The organism is Coleofasciculus sp. A1-SPW-01 (assembly GCF_040217205.1).
Lineage (GTDB): Bacteria > Cyanobacteriota > Cyanobacteriia > Cyanobacteriales > Coleofasciculaceae > Coleofasciculus > Coleofasciculus chthonoplastes_A.
Genome location: NZ_JAVJNP010000144.1, coordinates 45647 through 64583 on the forward strand (window position 1 = coordinate 45647; position 18937 = coordinate 64583).

Here is an 18937-nt window from a genome sequence, read left to right on the forward strand (position 1 = left end):
ATTGTATGCGGCGGGTCGCCCCTACATTTGTACCCGGTGTTAGATAATTCCCCATACCGGGCGAAGGGCGACCCGATTAAATTAAGGGTTTGGTGGTATGAATTGTGTGCGGCGGGTCGCCCCTACATTTGTACCCGGTGTTAGATAATTCCCCATACCGGGCGGAGGGCGACCCGATTAAATTAAGGGTTGGGTGGTATTAATTGTGTGCGGCGGGTCGCCCCTACGAGAACACCAACGCCTGTTATAAATCGGGGCTATAATTATTCCAACTCCAACTTTAATCCTGGCATTAATCGCTGTAAATTCTTTAACGATTTTCCTTGCCAAGGAATTTTACCGGAGCCTTTAATTTCGATCTGGATCGTCTTCTTTTTGCGTACATTCAAGACAAATTTAGATAACATGCTAATTCCTGAACTATTGAGGAATTCTAGCTCTCGCAGGTTTAACGTAATCAAGGAAGGGTCTTGCTGAATCATCTCATCGAGGATTTTGATGATCGGTTCGTACTCCTTCATTCCACCCAGTCGCAGTGACCCTTTAAAATATACAGTGGATGTTTCTGGATCACCGATTACTTGGTAATTTTCACCCTGAACGTTTTGCTTTTCCATGAATAATTTAGCTCCTAAAACTATAAATCGCTGATAATACTTATTGAAGGTTTTTAATTTATACCTTCAGTTGCACCATCGTTGTTACCGTAACCACCTCGGGTTCTTGTTTAACGGTTTCAAATTTCCAACCTAACTTGGCAAAATAATCATTTTTCATGGTTAATAACCCCAGTCCAGAAGCTCCCCCGGTTTCATCTTCAGCACTTTTTTCTAACTGACGGATATAGAGTTCATCCAGATCGGATTCGAGTAATTCCTGAATGAAAGATTGGAACTTATGAACCGATTGCTGAGAAACACTATTAGTTGCCAATAAAACTAAAGTTATTTCGCTCGCAATATCTAAAATATGTAACCCAAATTTAATCGGATAGGATGAATTATCGTCATTAAACTTCATCGCATTTTCCAGTAATTCATTAGCGATATAACTCACCGCTCCTTTTATTTCAACTCGCTTCCCCTCAGGGTCTGGATCTTCGTAAATAGCGGGAAAAAAGGTAGTCAAGTAATCAGCGACAAAATCAGCCGATAAACCATTGTTGCGCCAGCGTTGCTGAATGGGAATGGAACTCGGTGAGAAGCCAAGAATTAAAAACTCTTGTTCATCAGACAGATTTTCTTGAAATTCTCCAAATATCTTATGCATAGCCATTATGTCCAATCAAAAGTTATTATTTTTTCACAACTTGTCCAATAAGGTTATAATGATTTTGGCGGTAGAGTCGGCATGATATTTGACTAAAGAATAGGCAGTGGTAACTAGGAAATCGATTCGTTTCATAAATAAAGATAATCTGTATAACTTGCTAATCAGTTAATCTCCTTGAGACGTCACAGATCCTTAAAGGGCAGCAGCCTTGCCAGAGTAACCTATCTCTAGGATCTCACAAAATTGCTCACTTTTATACCGTTTTTGTGGAAAATTATCAGTGGCAATTATTTTATCTGTGCAGAGCAAAATTCTGTCCCTAATGTCTACTATTATGTCCGGTTGAATATTTATACTATCGAAGGGTTCTAAGCAGATTGGTGGAAATAAACTTAACTAGATTAAGTTTTGTAAACACGCCTCAAACTCTTACCTAAAACGTCTACTTCGCACGGTTATCGTGTTGTCATTCTGAACGAAGCTCGGCGTTAGGGGACTTGCGACTTAATAATGTACCAAGGAAGTTTGGCTAAGTTCATGAATTCAGCTTTCCTTACTGGTACTTTATTTTTACGCAGCTCCCTAGCCTAGAATCTCACCAGATGCGCGAGCTGAACTCCGTTACGCTCTGCATGATCAAAGCTCAGTTTGTGACCGCGAACAGTATAGCTTTCTTCTCAAGGGAAGTGAGTATGACGATCCCTACCGTTAACTTCAATTGTCCCGACCTGCTTAATTGCTGTTTGTGCCATCAGCATGACCACACCACTTTCTAATCCATGTCCCACTACCCAATAGTCACAACATCCATCATCGTAATGAAGAATATCATAATAGTCTCCTTCCACTTCGTCAACAGGTTCCATAAACCCCGCCATATCTAATTCCTCCTAAATCTATTTCTGTTTCATCACGAGCAACGTAATATCATCATAGATTTTTTGATTACCAATTTAACTGAACAGAGATTTGATTGATAAACTGAGAAATTTCTTCATTCTAATATGTCATTCTGAGCGAAGCGTGAAGCGCAGCTATAGCGAGGAACGAGCTTTAGAATCTGAAGGTCGTGAAGGGTTCCGCTCAGCATGATAGATTACCTCTTTGACTGCAACTTGGTATAAGATAAGCTTACCTTCCAGCTATAGCCCGCACAGTCTCCACGGGTAACGATAACGCTTCAGCAATTTGTTCTACAGTTAAACCCATTGCCAATAACTTTGGAATCGCATTTTGTTGCGCCAACTCCGCTTGTTCTCGTGCCTGTTGTTCTTGTACTTTTTCCCGTTCAGCTTGTTCTCGTGCCTGTTGTTCTTGTATTTTTTCCCGTTCGGCTTGTTCTCTTGCCCGTTTTTCTAACCTTCGCTGTTCAATAATTTCCACAAAGGAAGCAAATCGCTCCCCATCCGGATGGTATAGCTGTAAATTCCCCTCTTCTACTTCAAATCTTATGCCCAAACAGGGACTAATCCAACCCGACATTCTCGGAATGGGTTGTAAGAGTCTTTCATCTCGTTGCCATCCTTTGAGAATTCCAGGCTGAGGATCAAACAGGTAATATTCCTCGACACCATAACGTTCGTAAAAATAACGCTTGGTTTCCTCTAATTCTGCCTTCGTATTACTGTGAGAGGCAATCTCGAAAACGACTTGCGGCGGAATATTGTCTTCTTCCCACTGTTTATAGGAACGTCGATCACCCTTGGGACGTCCGATGACAACCATGACATCAGGTGCTTGTCTAATCCACGGTTCACCTTCCACTGGATACCAAAATAAATCTCCAGCAACAAAGACATTAGGATTCTCAAGAAATAAGGCATCAATTCCACCTTGAATGGTGACAATCAAGCGGAATTGGATTGTATTGTCTGCCAAAGGTTGACCGTCACTTTCGGGGTAGATGATTTTCGCGGAAGTAGAAAGGGACATACTATCACAGGAGGAAGCATTTTTTGTCACTTTAGCATATCCCTAAACTATCGTGGAGCAATGTGCTGTATGCCTGGAATGCCCAAGCCACAAGGTTTATCAGCACTCAGGAACAATTGTGCGATCGCGCCAAGTCTCAACAATTTTTTGGTAGGTGCTACTACAGTTTTCCGGTTTCGTCAACTTAAGCCCTAGGACATCGGTCAAGAAACCGGGTTTCTGGAGGTGAAAGGTTGATAGGAAGTTGCCATCCTCACGAGAAACCCGGTTTCTAGGAATAGGAATTTGGTAATCGTGAAGAAGTCGGGGATCTGGTAGTAGTGTGAAAGCAGCTATTACCCAATTTCTGACCACATTATGAGTAATCGCGAGAAACTACGCCAACTCCTACTCCAACTTGACGACAAGAGCTACAAAGCCTATAAGGATATCAAGGGACGTTATCACTTTCCGGATTTCACCTTAATTGTCGATCGCGTCCAAGGTGATCCCTTTGCCAGTCCCAGTCATGTTCGGGTGCAACTGTCCCAAGCGGTGGCGGATTTTCCCAAAACCCTTTACCAAAGTCGTAGTCGAGAAATCGCCTTACGGGATTACCTGACACGCCAGTTTGATTTAGTGGCGCGAGAGTTTAGTTCCCACCGGGGAACCGGGAATAGTGGGCGGATTGCGATTATGTCTGTGGGACAATCAGTAATCGAACGCACGGCAGCTTTTGTCAATGATGAACTTGTAGAAGTACGCTTTGTCGTCGGATTACCTGCACGGGGACGACGTATTTCTGGGCGTCAGGCGGCGGAAATGTTGTGTGAGGATATTCCAGAGATTGTTGATCAAGCGCTGAAGTACGACTCTCTAGATGCGGTAGAGATTAAACAGCACGTTGAAACCATCGAAGATGCAGACTGGTTGCGTCAACAGTTAGCCGAACGGGATTTAGTGGCATTTATTGCCGATGATGCCATTCTACCCCGACGCAGTGGCGTGGATGATCGCCCGTTAAATGAAAATGCGTTACCCTTCCAATCCCCAGAAACCTTGCGGGAAACCTTTAATTGTCCCAATCGGGGAGAGGTAACAGGGATGGGGATTCCAGCAGGAATTACCTTAATTGTCGGCGGTGGCTATCATGGCAAATCTACCGTCTTGCGATCGCTCGAGGTGGGGGTCTATAATCACATTCCGGGAGATGGACGGGAATTGGTGGTGACTCAAGCCTCAGCCGTAAAAATTCGGGCAGAAGATGGGCGTAGTATTGCCAGTGTCGATATTTCGCCGTTTATTAACCAACTACCTCAAGGTCGGTCTACTCGTCAATTTTCCACCGCCAATGCGAGTGGAAGTACCTCCCAGGCGGCGAATATTATTGAAGCGTTAGAAGCCAATACCCAGTTATTACTCGTGGATGAGGATACGGCGGCGACAAACTTTATGATTCGGGATCATCGGATGCAACAGTTGATTGCCAAAGACAAGGAACCGATTACGCCGTTTATCGATAAGATACGCCAACTCTACACTGATTATGGAGTATCCACGATTGTAGTCATGGGGGGTAGTGGTGATTACTTCGATGTCGCCGATACCGTCATCGCCATGGATAACTTCCAACCCTACGATGTTACCGAAAAAGCCCGCGCGATCGCGAAACAGTATCAAACAGAACGGATTCCCGAAGGCGGAAAAGAGTTTGGCGAGATTGCGCCACGTATTCCCTTACCCGAAAGCATTGATCCCAGTCGCGGTTCACGAGACGTTAAGCTGAAAGTGCGCGATGTGGATGAAGTTGTCTTTGGCAAAGAGGAAATTGATTTAGCCGCCGTTGAACAGATTGTGGAGAAAGGGCAATTACGGGCAATTGCTGAAGCGATTGTTTATGCCAAACGGCACTATATTAATGGGCGAACTACAGTTGCCGAAGTGCTAAATCGGATGATGGCAGATCTGGAATCTCAGGGATTAGATTTGCTGGGAAATTTGCCAGAAGGAGACTTAGTATTATTCCGGCAATTTGAGTTAGCCGCCGCCTTAAATCGATTGCGAACATTACAGGTACGGGATCATCATTAACATCCTCTGCCACCGTCGCCAAAAGCTGATTTGTCGGTCATAGATCTGTAGGGGCGACCCACTCAACTCAATTAAGAGAACCGACCCCTAACTATTGTCGGGTCGCCCTCCTAAAATTGGCTGACTGAGAATGATGCAACATCTGGGGTATAATCATCCCAGTCGTAAACTTGCCCACGATTCTGCCCAACCATGGCTCAATTAAAAATTGTTAACAATTTTGATGGCAGCTTTGTCCTTGAACCAGACGCCCAGACCCATTTATTTAGCTTGTTGAACGGTGAATCATTCCGCCAGCAAGTCGCGGGACAACTGCACTGTCAAGACTTGGAATTCACCGAGTTACTGTTTCAACCTGTTCCCTACAGCGAAGGGACTCCCAAAGGAATGCCACGGGAGTTTGAACAGTATCACGAATCGGACGATTATGCAATTATAAATGTCCCACCCAACTTCATGTTCAAAGCCAAAATCTTTAACCCCAGCCGCCTCTGCGCGATTTATCGAAAAATAGCCTAACCTATTGCTGATGAGTTCTGAAACGCCAACTCCCGCTCTCTCTGACTTAGACTATATCCCTTATCTGGATGAAGGGGGTAATCTCCCGGAATCTTTATCCAGTAAAATCGGTGTCTATGCTATTTTTGACCAGGATAAAACTCTGCAACTGGTCAACTATTCTCGTGATATTTATGTCAGCTTAAAACAACACCTAGTCCGTCAGCCCCAATCTTGCTATTGGTTGAAAGCGGAAACCATTGAGCGCCCCAATCGCACTCGCTTGGAAACAATCCGCAAGGCTTGGATTGAAGAAAATGGAGACATTCCGCCAGGGAATGGTCAAAATGAAGCGATTTGGAATCAGCCGATTGATGCGAAAAAGGCGATGACCGATGAGGATAAAGCCACCTATAACAAGAGTGAAGAATTAGGAAAAATTAAGCTGTTAAAGAAAATAGCACGGCGAGTTGAAGCGGAAATAGTCGAACAATTAAATGCCCGTGGTGTGCAAGCTGAGATTCGTTTTAATCCTAAGTTAAAAGAGCAGGGATTACTGGATTTAAAATAATGACTCGCCCAGAAACCGGGTTTCTTTCTTTATCTAGAGTAACTCGCCCAGAAACCGGGTTTCTTCCTTAGATATCTATGGCATTTATGGTATTGCTTCAGAAACCCAGTAAGTCTGTGTAGTTCATACAAGACATCGGTCAAGAAACCGGGTTTCTTTGAGTGAAAGGTTGATATGATGTTGTCATCCTCACGAGAAACCCGGTTTCTAGGAATAATTAGAGTTGCTTAAGATATCATAATTCATATTCATCATTCATAAACAGCTTGCCTAAATCGCTCATGACGCCAACGCTGCTCAATAATCGCTATCGCATCCTCCAGACGCTGGGGGCAGGTGGGTTTGGGAATACCTTTCTCGCTGAAGATACTTATATGCCTTCGGGACGTAAGTGTGTGATTAAGCAGCTTAAACCCATGACTCATGATCCCCAAACCTATCAGCAAGTAAAAGAGCGATTTCAGCGGGAAGCGGCGGTTTTAGAAGAGTTAGGTGAAAGTAATCACCAAATTCCCCGATTATTTGCTTATTTTTCCGAATCTGGACAATTTTACTTGGTTCAGGAATGGATTGAAGGGGATACCCTGACTCAAATTGTAGACCGGGAAGGTCGTCTGAATGATGGTCAAGTCAAGGCAATTTTGTTGAGTCTGTTGCCTGTACTGGATTACGTCCACAGTTGTCACATTGTTCACCGGGATCTTAAACCGGATAATGTGATTGTCAGGCGGCGAGACGGATTACCTGTGCTGATTGACTTTGGTGCGGTGAAAGAAGCGATTAAAACGGTTGTTCATTCCCAAGCCCACACCACGCCATCGATTGTCATTGGCACACCGGGGTTTATGGCAGCCGAACAAGCGGCAGGACGTCCTCGCTATGCTAGTGATCTGTATAGTTTGGGCTTAATTGCGGTATTTTTGCTCACGGGGAAATTACCGCAAACTCTCGAAACCGATACCCGCACTGGCGAAATTTTATGGCGTCGGGATGCGCCGAATTGTCACTCCCATTTAGCTACGGTGATTGATCAGGCAATTCGCTTTCATCCGCGCGATCGCTTTGCGGATGCTAAGGAGATGCTGGAAGCGTTAAACGCCCATCCCACAACGATCGCGACACCCACATTATCCCTTTCTAGTTCTAGCGAAGCTGTCCCTTCTACCCGTAAGCCAGCCGTTCCGCCAACCGTTCCTATCCGCAGAAAACCTCTACAAGCAGACGAGGAACAACCCTCTCGGCGCTTCGGCGGCTTAATTGCTGGCGGCTTACTCCTAAGTGCTGTGGCGATTGGCTGGGGTTTAAACCGTGTATTAGAACCATCCAATCGCATACCATCACCGCCAGAGTCAGTATCCGCCTCCTCTGAAAACACGCCTCTACCCTCACCTACACCGCCCCCAACAGCTTCACCTGTGTCCACTCCGCCGCCAAAACTGGTGAACCCGGAATCACCACCACCCCTGTCCCCACCTGAGCCCACATTCCGTATCCAAGAATCCCCAGAACTCCTCCCTTCTCCAGATCCCCCCGCGCCCTTTGCCTCTGAACCTTCAGTATTACCCTCCCCCTCTCCTTCCCCGTCTCCTGTCACTTCCCCAACCCCCACACCTTCACCCTCACCCTTATCTGTACCCGAAAACCACACCCCTAAACCGCCTCGATCGAATAAAATTCCTGGATTTACGCCAGGAACCCCACGAAAAGTGGTGGAAGCCGCCTTAGGTACACCCACCCAGCAAACCAAAGGGTTGTGGCATAATACCCAGGCATTGACCTATGAAGACTTTATTCGCGATCGCGTCAGTCTCGGTTATCTGTTTGACCGCGATACCAAGCGTTTACGCCAAACTGAGGTGGCATTTTCCCAATCTGTGGGATTAGAAACCATGGCAAACACCTTAGATAAAATGCTGAGTCGCAATCTCTCACCAGAGATTCGCCAGGGATTAACTCAGGTTTATCAGCGTCAATCCAATCGTTATCGTTTCAACAGCAGCAACGGTTCTCCGTTAAAAGGAGTGATTGAACGCAATGAACGCGATCGTATTTATATTGGGGTATGGGAAGCTGATTTGCATTAAGTGCCATTCGTCATTTGTCATTCGTTCAATATTAAGCTGTTCGGCATTTAAACCTTGATGTCAATAATGGCGAAAGCCGTGTAGTGCGAGCATCTTGCTCGCTACTAATACCCAATTTATAGCAAATCGCTCTGGTGTATTTACAACTCCCGTACCTGAAACTGAGTCCAGATGAGATGTTCGTACAAACAAAGTGTAACTAGACCAGCGCGAAGCGCTATAAATGCACGACAGCTTAGTGATGGGCGGGTTTAGTTAAGTTAGTGGTTTGAGCCAAAGCGTTATCGGTAAAACCCGCCCCTACACACTCACAACTCAAAACTCAATCAGCCAGTATTTTGCTCCAACTTTGGGCACCAATAATCCCATCAGCCGTGATCCCTTGTTGTTGTTGGAATCGTTTAACTGCACCTGCTGTCCCTGAACCATAGATTCCATCTGGTGTCGCCCCAATACGACGTTGCAGATATTTAACCACAAATCCTGTGGCATGGTTTTCTCGCAAAACTGGCATGGCTAAGATTTGATTAATGATCTGCCAGGTTTTAGCATCCGCTTTACCTGTGGGTGTAACACCAACGATCGCCTGAAAGGTTTTGAGTGCTGCTGTAGTATCCGCTTCGTTGGAACCATCTTCTTTTAATGGTGTACCTTTGGGACTTCTGATTTTTAGTCGATTTAAGGCTTTTTGAAGGTCAACAATTGGATTTTGGGAAAGGGGAATCGTCGGTGATGCGGTTTGTCCAGTTAATCCTTTGACAATTGCATTTGCCACGGCTTCGGCATCGTAGCGATCCATGTCCTCTTGATTATCGCAGAAACAGCACTCAACGAGAATCGCGGGCATTGCGGTATTCCGGAGAACGTACAAATGGGAACCATCTTTAATCCCGCGATTGAAGTACCCTAACTCAACAATATTATCTAATACAGGTTTAGCCATATCCTTCCCCGTATTGCTGATGGCAAAGACTTCTGCGCCTTTAGCTTTGCCGTTAAAGGCATTAAAATGGATGGATATAAATTGATCGACACGATTGTTATTCGCTGTATTGCACCGTTGCTGTAGGGAATTGCTGACACTCCAAGCGCGACTCGGGGTACAGTCTACGACTTGATGACCCAGGGATTTGAGCTTCGAGATCACTCTCGTCCCCACCGCCTTGGTCATATCATCTTCTTTTCTGATATTGCTAGCACCAGTATCTGGAGGGCAGTTATGTCCGATATCAATTCCGTATTTCATCTTGACTCCCAATTGGTGATGAGATGTTAATTCACTAAACTATGATCATGACCGATGACTGAACCGATGCACTAGGGGTTGACATCCCTACCACCCGTTTGTTCCCTTTGTGAAATCGGTCATAGCGGTTCAGAAAGTATGTCTGCATCTCCTAAATCCCGATAATCCGATCCGGAGAAAATTCTGGAAACGTACTAATCTAGAGAAATTTAGGGAATTCTAGGATAGCAAGACATGGATGAGTTTATGGCAGCCGCGATCGCTCAAGCCAAGCAGGGACTCCGGGAAGGGGGAATTCCCATTGGTTCAGTTTTAGTCAAAGAGGGTCAGATTATTGGTCAGGGATATAATAAGCGCGTTCAAGATAATGATCCTGTCACCCACGCCGAAATTGATTGCCTGCGTCATGCGGGCAGAATCGGCAACTACAATGACACAATCCTGTACTCTACATTAATGCCCTGTTACCTCTGCGCCGGGGCTGTGGTGCAATTTGGGATTAAAAAAGTGATTGCTGGCGAGTCTCAAACCTTTGCTGGTGCCAGAGAATTTATGGAATCCCATGGCGTTGAGGTTGTGGATTTGAATCTAGAGGAGTGTCAGCAGATGATGAGCGACTTTATTCAACAGCATCCCAAACTCTGGAATGAAGATATTGGCGTTTAAGGGAAGCAGGGGGAGCAGAGGGAGCAGGGGGAGCAGGGAGAGCAGGGGGAGCAGGGAGAGCAGGGGAAGTTAACTCAAAGTTCTACCTTACCTGTTCACACCGAGCGTGTTACCGAGCGTGTTACTGAGCGAAGCCGAAGTAAGTCGAGGTAAGTCGAGGTGTTCACTGTTCACTGTTCTCTGACCAATGACCAATGACCAATAACAAGTTAACAAAAGTTCATCAGAACTTCACTGGGTTTTTCTAGGACTTTACCTGGACTTGATAGACCATTAGCTAATCTAGTAAACAAGCTAAGGCAAGTCGATTCACACCCAAGCAATCTCTCCTGCCAACTGGCTTAATCAGCAGCGGCAATTTGCAATTTGGTGAAATTTGAGAAAGACGCCTTGTTTCGCACAACTGATACTGGAAATTGTTACTAGGACTTATTAATCATGACTGGCTCTCCTTTAAAGAAATTTCTCTTTACGCCGATAATTCTTTCAACCGCCGTCTTCTCAGCTTTGACTTTACCTCTAGCGTTCTTCGGAGATCAAGAGGTCACAATTCAGCTACAAGAAGAGCCTATCCATCATGGAAAAATCCGAGATGTAGCGATGCCATACCTAGGATTGGCAAGTGTTTTAGGGGTGGGGACAGGAATCGCCACAATTGCTGTAACTGGGTGGCGACAATCATCCAAGAAATCTGCTCAAGCTGAAGAACAGCTTTCGGATTTAGAGCGACATCTTCAAGAAAAAGAACAACTGTTAGAAGAATTGAAACAGTCTAAATCTCGACTGGCAGCGGCTGGACTCAATAATTTTTTAGAGCAAGAAAAAGAAGACGAATCAGAATCCGTTCAGCTTTCTGAGAACGAAGATCAACCCCTGGTTGAAGAAACCGTTAAACCAGAACCGGAAATCGTTCCACCTTCTGAACATGAAGCTCAACCTCTAGTCGAAGAAACGGTTGAACCGCAACCTGCACTAACACCTACTGTGGTGAAATCTGAGGAACAGCCAATGAGTGTTCCGTTCACCATCACCACACAACCCTTTCATACCCAACTCGCTACCGCTCATCCCGTTAGCAGCCAAACAGCGTCAGCGAAATTTGCCTCGGCTCAAAACTTCCTGGGTTATCAACCCAAAACATCAGTTCCTTCTACATCAACTGTTACCCCACCTAGCACCTCTGACGTTGAGCAACTTCAGGTGCAACTGCAAACCATCATGTCTCAGATGATTGTCATGCAAGCCGAACTACAGGCGGCTCAAAAAGCGGCTCAGTCTCAGGGACATGCAACCCAACCGCGCCATTCAACCTCACTCAAGGTGATTCAGTCTTGGTCTCAACACCCTCAGGCAGTAATTTAATAGTCCAGACCCCCCCTTTTTTTAGCTATACGTCAGACTTTGGGATTGAAAATTAGTAGGGTGGGTTGAGCGAAGTCGAAACCCACCAGCATACCAGTCAGCGCCATTTACCCTAAATATTTTAGCGGCTAACCTTGGGAGAGCGATCGCACTCCTCCACGCTATCCCCTCAATCCCCTAAAATAACCAATTTTGTCTTGATGCGCGATGTCAATTTCCCCCATCAACCGACTTTGTCGGAGTAAAATTTTTATTCCTTCCTAATGCTGTCCGTCAGGATCTGCGGAATGTAGGGTTAACGGTTGAGATGAGGCAACAGGCAACACAGCACTCATGTAGGTTGGGTAGAGCGATAGCGAAACCCAACAAACAAACCTGAGATGAGAGTTGGGTTTCGTTCCTCAACCCAACCTACTGGCGTGGCACACCTTAATGGGTTGATTGGAATTGTAGGGGCGCACCGACGTGCGCCCGGTTTAACCCTTCGACTTCGCTCAGGGTTAACCGTCAAATTTATCCCACAATTTTAGCTATGTCAGTAGAGATGTTGCATGCAACGTCCCTACATAAATGATGTGTCCTAACCACTATGGCGGTTGCTATAGCAACTTTCATCAACCCGAGTTGGATGATTGAGAATCTTTTGAGGAAGCACTTTGCTGAATGGCATTGAGGAGAGCTTGTTTGTTCAGTTCATAGTTAGCAGTTTTGACGTTGCCTTCTTTGCTCCCCGGTGCTTTTTTCTCTAAATTATCGGGTAGAAGTTTCAATTGCGCCTCTTCAAGTTCAGGGTGTTGTTCGCACCATTCTGAAATCGCGGCTGATAGCGCTTCAATATCATCGGGTACAGGAGCCAATAACTGCTCTAAATTAGCCAAGTAGTCTCCGGAAAATAGAGAATCTTGTTCGGTTAATAATTCGATAAAAGCATCGATATTTTGCTCAGGGGACGACAAATATTCTCGCCGAACTTTATTGGCTGTTTTTTTGACGGTCTCTAGAGGTAAATCTAGCGCGTAAGCAATTTGCTCTAAACCCAAGCCCATTGACATCATTCTGGGGATGGTGTCTAACTTCACTTCTAGTTGAGTCTCCTGATAAAATCGGGTTTGTTTAATCTCGCTTAATCCCAACATGGCAGCTATCTCCTCGCGGCTTTTTTTCGGTAGTTTGTAGACAATAACGGTTTCAATCAGATTAATGAGTTCACGTTGAAGCGTTTCATCGGTTAGCTGTTGCTGTGCTTGTTCGATTAACTGTCTTGCCAATTGTCCGGCTGTCTCTTCCGGCTCAATTACAAGCTTAACAACTTCTACCCCTAATGAGCGTTCTGTGGCTTCCTCTAACTCATCCAGGTAAATCCGTCTCACCCAGTTCAGGGCTAAGAGTTCATTAAACTGCGAAGCTGACTCTCGTTCAATGCTTCGGTTGGGATAGATGACGACAACTTGCCAGGGATGGGAAGGCTGGTATTGCCTTAAAAAGATGAAGAGTTCGGCAAATATGCGGTAGTATCAAGAATTATCTGGCTGAAACTGAACTTCAACGAGGTAGAAAGGTTTGTCAGGTTCGCTGGTTTTGGGTAAAAATAAACCGTCTAGGCGAAAGGCTAACTGTTTGACTTCGCGGGAGGTAAATTCATAGCTAGCGGCTTCTTCTGGAGGACGGTTAATCAGCTCAAATAAGATACTGGGGAATGTCCGAAATAGGTTATAAAAGATACTATCAGTTTTCACTAACGCTGGAATAAAATTATTTTTGCTGATTTATTATACCAAACAGTGCTTTAAGGTTTTGCCGTACCTGATATAGCCTGTCCTCTTTCCGAAGTGAAGGATTTCGCAGATGCTTCGTTTCGTTCCTCCGCTTCGCTCCGGACTCCACGAACCATGACAGATTCTACCTTAGACTGCAACTTAGTATGAGCTTGGCTGACGATTGGACATAACCAAACCCAAACCCTTGATTATTCCGACTCCCCAATTAACGTAAAAGCAGCCCAATGAAGCGGATCGGGATATCTTTGCTGAGTTGTCAACGTCGCTAACCTTAAAGCTTGTGCTTTGTCAATATTTTGTTGCAGATTTTTATAAAATTCAGTCATTAAGAACGCCGTTGAATCATTCGGGCTGTGGGCATTTTCTGCACAATTGCCGATTTGGTGGCTTGTTTGCTTAGAAAGGCAAAAGGGAATTATGACTGTTGAGTCGGACATGATATAACGTGATAAATGCTACAGTTAAGCCAGCAAGTTTTGACTGTGATGCCAGAACATTTCAGTTTTTCGAGAAAGACTGGACAGTAAGCATAAGCACAATGGGGAAGCGGGTAAAGAAACCATGTCTACCGGATCTTACGAGAAAAGTAATTGGGCTTGGCAGTTTCAGCAGTGGCAAAAACAAGTGGGGGAATGGTGGGAACTCCAACTGTCGCGATTTTCACCGGATTTCCCGGATAGTCCCGATTGGTCTTTACCCGCTTGGTTAAGTTCGCCAGTTCTGTTCTTTATTGCTAGGGTAATCTTTTGGGTACTGATTGCTTTGCTGGTATGCTGGATTGCTCTACAACTTATGCGACGGTTTTCTCCTTATGTTTATTCGTGGAGAAACCAACTGCATCAGCAATCTGAAAAACTTACAACCACGCCAGATAGAACCTTATCCGTTGCTGATTGGTTGACGCGATCGCAAAACTGCCAAACTCAAGGTGACTACCGTGAGGCTTGCCTGTGCCTGTATCGAGCTATGTTGCAACAGTTACATGATAGTGGACATGTTCCCCAACAACCCAGTCGCACGGATGGGGAATATCTGAATTTAGTCCAACAGTTCCCTCAGAAGAAAGCCTATCAACGTTTACTGATCACCCATCAACAGCTTTGTTTCAGTCAGACTCCAGCCTCGCGATCGCTGTTTGAGGAGTGTCAGCAAGCCTATCAACAAATCAATCAAGGGTGATGAGAGTTTCCAAACGACGGTTAGGGGTATTGAGTGCGATCGCGATCGCGGTTCTGATCCTGATTACCCTAGTCGCCGCACCAGCCAACAATAAACTCAATAGTGGTTCAACCTATAGCCGCGCCCCCGATGGCTACGGGGCTTGGTATACATTTATGGCAGAACGGGGAACTCCCCTCCAGCGCTGGCAAAAGCCATTGAGTGAATTCGGCGATCGCCAGGATGTCACCTTGTTGCGCGTTCACAGCCGTTTAGTTCCAAATCAATTAAATAGTTCAGAGGACGACTGGGTTAAAAAGGGTAATACCCTCCTTATCGTTGGTGTCCACCAACCTGTAACTGAAGCGGCATTTAGTACCCGACAAGATAGTCCAGTTGGTAAGGTTAAGATTGACACCAGGCGGCGACATAATTCCAGCAACAACGCTATTATTAGTGATAACTTTGGCGCGATTATATGGCAACAAAAACGCGGCAAAGGACAGGTTATTTTTATCACCACTCCCTATCTTGCTGCCAATGCATATCAAGATTTTTCAGCCAATTATGAACTATTGGCTAAACTGGTAACTCAGGAAAACCTAGGCGATAAAATTAGAAATGAAACGATTAACTCATCTGCCAATGCCAATCAACTATGGGTTGATGAATACATCCATGGTTACAAAGATAAAGAAGCAATTGAACGCGAAGTTGGCGAAAATGTCATCAGTTATTTAATCAAAACCCCCCTATTTCCCCTGCTGATCCAAGGCATTGTTATCCTACTTGTGGCGATTTGGGCGGCTAATCGTCGTTTTGGACAACCCGTTACCTTATCCGCCCCTGTGGTGGATAATAGTGAAGCATACATTCGGGCGCTAGCAGCTGTCTTACTCAAAGCAGGGAGTCATGACTTTATCGTAGATAGGGTTGGCAAAGCAGAACAGCGACAACTCCAGAAAGACTTAGGATTAGGAGACACTCCCCTCAACCATCAATCCCTAGTAGCGGCTTGGGCGCGACAGACGGGGCGTCCAGCCAAAGACTTAGAACAACTACTACAAGTCTCCTCTAACAAACGCCGCTTGAGTGAATCCGACTTGCTAAACTGGTTGAGAAAATGGTCAGAATTATAAACAGTTTTGACCCTTCACAACCTTCGAGGGCATGGCGCATGAATGTGTAGGGGCGGGTTTGACAACTATCCTTTCTTCCCTCACCCAGATGCGACTAAACCCGCCCCGACGTAGAGACGTAGCTACGTCTCTATATTCCCGTATTCCCTATTCCCTGAAACATGACAAATGACAACACCATCTTTAATCGTATCAGCCAAACCCTGGGCAAAGTTGTTTTGGGTCAATCGACTGTCGTGCAACAATTGCTTGTCGCCCTACTGAGTGGGGGTCATGTGATTATCGAAGGTGTACCGGGAACCGGAAAAACCTTACTCGTGAAAGTGCTGGCAAAATTAATCCAAGCTGATTTTCGGCGAATTCAACTTACCCCCGATATTTTGCCCTCGGATATTCTGGGAACCAATATTTTTGACTTGAATAGCCGCAGTTTTACCCTCAAACAAGGACCCATTTTTACCGAGATTTTGCTGGCGGATGAAATTAACCGCACACCTCCTAAAACCCAAGCCGCGCTATTAGAAGCGATGGAAGAACAACAGGTAACGCTAGATGGGGAAAGTTTGCCGTTACCGGACTTATTTTGGGTGATTGCGACTCAAAATCCCCTAGAATTTGAGGGAACTTATCCGTTGCCCGAAGCGCAGTTAGACCGCTTTTTATTTAAACTGGTAGTAGATTACCCGGATACCGCCGCAGAAAAGCAGATGTTGCTGAATGTTCAGAAGGGATTTCGGGCTAAACGCTTTGATTTGGAACGTCTCAAACCTGTCGCCACCGTAGGACATATTCTTAATGGGCGGAAAGCAGTGCAAGCTGTTGATGTGGATGAGAAAATACTGGATTATTTATTAGCATTAGTGGCAGGTTCGCGCAACCATGGGGATTTGGCGTTAGGGGCGTCGCCCAGGGCGACGGCGACGTGGTTACAAACGAGTAAGGCGTATGCATGGTTGGCGGGGCGGAATTATGTGACACCGGATGATGTGAAAGCCGTTGCGCCGCCGTTGTTGCGTCATCGTCTGATTTTGAAACCTGAAGCGCAGTTGGATGGGTTGATGGTTGATGGGGTGATTGCGTCGTTATTGAAGCAGGTTCCGGTGCCGCGATGATGGATATGGCGATGAATACAGCAGTTTACTCTGCTATGCGGTACATTGTCGATCCCCCTAAATCCCATAAGCAAAAAAAGCTGTAATTCAAAATTCAAACTATAGTCAGGGCGGGTTTAGTTGCATCTGGGTGAGGCAAGAAACGATAATAGTGAAACCCGCCCCTACACACTAATATGATTATTCCGTCACAACGTCTTTATTGGCTGCTGCTACTGGGTATGGTAATCGCCCTTTTACTGGCTGTTGTGTTTAATCAGCCAAGCAGCATTTGGGGAACTCTGGCGTTTGATGCGATTGTCCTGAGTTTAGCGGTTTGGGATGGACAACGGGTTAAACCGTATCGTGTCACGGTGACGCGCTATCCGTTACATCGATTATCCATCGGGCGGGATAATCCTGTGGTATTATCGGTGCGATCGCGATCGTCATCTGCCCAAATTCGCCTGCGTGATCACTACCCCCTAGAGTTTGACATCTCTACACCCACTCTTTCAGCCCAACTGGAACCCAATCATACTCAGGAATTTACCTACACCGTTAATCCTAAACGTCGCGGTGAGTATCACTGGGGAGATATTCAAGTGCGCCAACGGGGGCGCTGGGGATTAGCATGGCTGGATTGGACAATCCCCGCGAGTCAGACGGTGGCGGTGTATCCGGATTTGTTGGGATTGCGAGAACTCTCAATTCGCCTCACCTTAGAAAATACCGGAACCATGCGCCAAGCGCGACGCCTGGGTGCGGGAACTGAGTTTGCGGAACTTCGGGAATATGGTGTTGGAGATGATACTCGACTGATTGATTGGAAAGCTACAGCCCGCCGTTCACGTCCGTTAATCCGAGTATTGGAACCCGAGAGGGAGCAAACGTTAATTATTTTACTTGATCGAGGGCGGTTAATGACGGCACAGGTGCAGGGATTAAAGCGGTTTGATTGGGGGTTAAATGCGACATTATCCCTGGCTTTGGCGGGATTAAATCGAGGCGATAGAGTGGGAATTGGTGTGTTTGACCGAGAGGTTACCAGTTGGATTCCACCAGAACGGGGTCAGCATCAGTTATCGAAATTAATAGAACGTTTGACACCAATTCAACCTGTATTATTAGAACCGGATTATTTTGGCGCGGTGACGCGATTAGTGAATCAACAAACTCGTCGTGCTTTAGTGGTTTTAATTACCGATATTGTTGATGTGACGGCTTCGGCTGAACTCTTATCAGCCATGGGACGCCTCACGCCGCGTTATTTACCCTTTTGTGTGACATTACGTGATCCCCAAGTTGATACTATTGCTCACACGCGGACTTCTGATATAGAAACAACATACTCTCGTGCGGTTGCGTTAGATTTAATTGCCCAGCGTCAGGTAGCTTTTGCCCAATTGAAGCAAAAAGGGGTATTGGTATTAGATGCACCAGCGAATCAAATTAGTGAACAGTTAGTTAACCGTTATTTACAACTGAAGGCGCGGAGTCTGCTATAAATGATTTATGAACAAGGGCGGGTTTTGCAGAAAGGTTATGGGTTTCTGGGTTAAGTTTGCCTCTAAACCCGCCCCTACAAATGAAACCCGCCCTAATCCCAACCTGAAAGGGGATAACAAAACCGATCGGATTCTCAACCGCGATCGCACACCAAACATGTAGGGGCGGGTTTAGGGATTACATGAGGAAACCTACCTCAAATTCAACCACAAAACCCGCCCTAATCCCAACCTGAAAAGGGATAACAAAACCCACCTGATTCCCAACCGCGATCGCACACCAAACATGTAGGGGTAGTGAGAGGTGGGGCAGGGCGGGTTTTGCAGAAAGGTTATTGGTTTCTGGGTTAAGTTTGTCCCTAAACCCGCCCCTACAAATGAAACCCGCCCTAATCCCAACCTGAAAGGGGATAACAAAACCGATCGGATTCCCAACCGCGATCGCACACCAAACATGTAGGGGCGGGTTTAGGGATTACATGAGGAAACCTACCTCAAATTCAACCACAAAACCCGCCCTAATCCCAACCTGAAAAGGGATAACAAAACCCACCTGATTCCC

Annotated in this window: 18 protein-coding genes and 1 pseudogene; 12 read left to right on the forward strand and 7 right to left on the reverse strand. The window is 45.8% G+C overall.

Annotated features, from left to right (window positions below; all coding sequences use genetic code 11):
- Positions 1-263 precede the first annotated feature (263 nt).
- From RH949_RS22200 to RH949_RS22215, 4 genes are all read right to left on the reverse strand, one after another.
- Positions 264-617, reverse strand: a complete 354-nt coding sequence (locus tag RH949_RS22200; RefSeq protein WP_006099756.1) for a slr1659 superfamily regulator — start codon at positions 615-617, stop codon at positions 264-266.
- A 58-nt stretch (positions 618-675) separates the two neighbouring features.
- On the reverse strand, positions 676-1269 hold the full coding sequence (locus RH949_RS22205) for a DUF6272 family protein (RefSeq protein ID WP_044206022.1): 594 nt from the start codon (positions 1267-1269) through the stop codon (positions 676-678).
- Between the two features lie 680 nt (positions 1270-1949).
- Positions 1950-2150: a hypothetical protein gene (locus RH949_RS22210; protein ID WP_006099640.1), complete on the reverse strand. Its 201-nt coding sequence runs from the start codon at positions 2148-2150 to the stop codon at positions 1950-1952.
- Positions 2151-2403: 253 nt separating this feature from the next.
- Positions 2404-3204 carry a Uma2 family endonuclease gene (locus tag RH949_RS22215; RefSeq protein ID WP_446356193.1) on the reverse strand — a complete coding sequence of 267 codons (801 nt, stop codon included), beginning with the start codon at positions 3202-3204 and terminating at the stop codon, positions 2404-2406.
- A 62-nt stretch (positions 3205-3266) separates the two neighbouring features.
- On the opposite strand from RH949_RS22215, the gene RH949_RS22220 reads away from it, so the two are divergent.
- The 5 genes from RH949_RS22220 to RH949_RS22240 all read left to right on the forward strand — a co-directional run bounded on the left by RH949_RS22220 (position 3267) and on the right by RH949_RS22240 (position 8427).
- On the forward strand, positions 3267-3392 hold the full coding sequence (locus tag RH949_RS22220; RefSeq protein WP_446356195.1) for a hypothetical protein: 126 nt from the start codon (positions 3267-3269) through the stop codon (positions 3390-3392).
- 169 nt (positions 3393-3561) lie between these two features.
- Positions 3562-5274 carry an ABC-ATPase domain-containing protein gene (locus RH949_RS22225; protein WP_446356197.1) on the forward strand — a complete coding sequence of 571 codons (1713 nt, stop codon included), beginning with the start codon at positions 3562-3564 and terminating at the stop codon, positions 5272-5274.
- Positions 5275-5466: 192 nt separating this feature from the next.
- Positions 5467-5793, forward strand: coding sequence for a hypothetical protein (locus RH949_RS22230; RefSeq protein WP_006099972.1), 327 nt, complete (start codon positions 5467-5469; stop codon positions 5791-5793).
- 10 nt (positions 5794-5803) lie between these two features.
- A complete protein-coding gene (locus RH949_RS22235; protein ID WP_446356200.1) occupies positions 5804-6343 on the forward strand; it encodes a GIY-YIG nuclease family protein in 540 nt (179 codons plus the stop codon).
- A 281-nt stretch (positions 6344-6624) separates the two neighbouring features.
- Positions 6625-8427, forward strand: coding sequence for a protein kinase domain-containing protein (locus RH949_RS22240; RefSeq protein WP_446356202.1), 1803 nt, complete (start codon positions 6625-6627; stop codon positions 8425-8427).
- A gap of 322 nt (positions 8428-8749) precedes the next feature.
- On the opposite strand, the gene RH949_RS22245 is transcribed toward RH949_RS22240, so the two are convergent.
- Positions 8750-9673 (reverse strand): N-acetylmuramoyl-L-alanine amidase, encoded by a 924-nt coding sequence (locus RH949_RS22245; RefSeq protein WP_446356204.1) that lies wholly within the window; start codon positions 9671-9673, stop codon positions 8750-8752.
- 234 nt (positions 9674-9907) lie between these two features.
- Here RH949_RS22245 and RH949_RS22250 point away from each other — a divergent pair, with 234 nt between their 5' ends.
- Together RH949_RS22250 and RH949_RS22255 are read left to right on the forward strand one after the other, a co-directional pair.
- Complete coding sequence (locus RH949_RS22250) at positions 9908-10339, forward strand: nucleoside deaminase (RefSeq protein WP_006099789.1); 432 nt, start codon at positions 9908-9910, stop codon at positions 10337-10339.
- A 438-nt stretch (positions 10340-10777) separates the two neighbouring features.
- Positions 10778-11701, forward strand: coding sequence for a hypothetical protein (locus RH949_RS22255; RefSeq protein ID WP_446356207.1), 924 nt, complete (start codon positions 10778-10780; stop codon positions 11699-11701).
- 614 nt (positions 11702-12315) lie between these two features.
- Here RH949_RS22255 and RH949_RS22260 read toward each other — a convergent pair.
- Both RH949_RS22260 and RH949_RS22265 read right to left on the reverse strand, forming a co-directional pair.
- Positions 12316-13437, reverse strand: a pseudogene (locus RH949_RS22260) (Rpn family recombination-promoting nuclease/putative transposase).
- A gap of 230 nt (positions 13438-13667) precedes the next feature.
- The gene (locus tag RH949_RS22265) at positions 13668-13916 is read right to left on the reverse strand and encodes a CHAT domain-containing protein (protein ID WP_083798951.1); all 249 of its coding nucleotides are present in this window, start codon (positions 13914-13916) and stop codon (positions 13668-13670) included.
- Positions 13917-14040: 124 nt separating this feature from the next.
- Between RH949_RS22265 and RH949_RS22270 the strand changes: the two genes are divergently transcribed.
- The 5 genes from RH949_RS22270 to RH949_RS22290 all read left to right on the forward strand — a co-directional run bounded on the left by RH949_RS22270 (position 14041) and on the right by RH949_RS22290 (position 18538).
- Positions 14041-14658, forward strand: coding sequence for a DUF4129 domain-containing protein (locus RH949_RS22270; protein ID WP_446356209.1), 618 nt, complete (start codon positions 14041-14043; stop codon positions 14656-14658).
- A complete protein-coding gene (locus RH949_RS22275) occupies positions 14658-15776 on the forward strand; it encodes a DUF4350 domain-containing protein (protein ID WP_446356211.1) in 1119 nt (372 codons plus the stop codon). The genes RH949_RS22270 and RH949_RS22275 overlap by 1 nt, the downstream gene beginning before the upstream one ends.
- 161 nt (positions 15777-15937) lie before the next feature.
- Positions 15938-16888: an AAA family ATPase gene (locus RH949_RS22280; RefSeq protein ID WP_446356213.1), complete on the forward strand. Its 951-nt coding sequence runs from the start codon at positions 15938-15940 to the stop codon at positions 16886-16888.
- Positions 16889-17067: 179 nt separating this feature from the next.
- Positions 17068-18375, forward strand: a complete 1308-nt coding sequence (locus RH949_RS22285) for a DUF58 domain-containing protein (protein WP_044206016.1) — start codon at positions 17068-17070, stop codon at positions 18373-18375.
- Positions 18376-18412: 37 nt separating this feature from the next.
- On the forward strand, positions 18413-18538 hold the full coding sequence (locus RH949_RS22290) for a hypothetical protein (protein ID WP_446356215.1): 126 nt from the start codon (positions 18413-18415) through the stop codon (positions 18536-18538).
- Positions 18539-18937 lie beyond the last annotated feature (399 nt).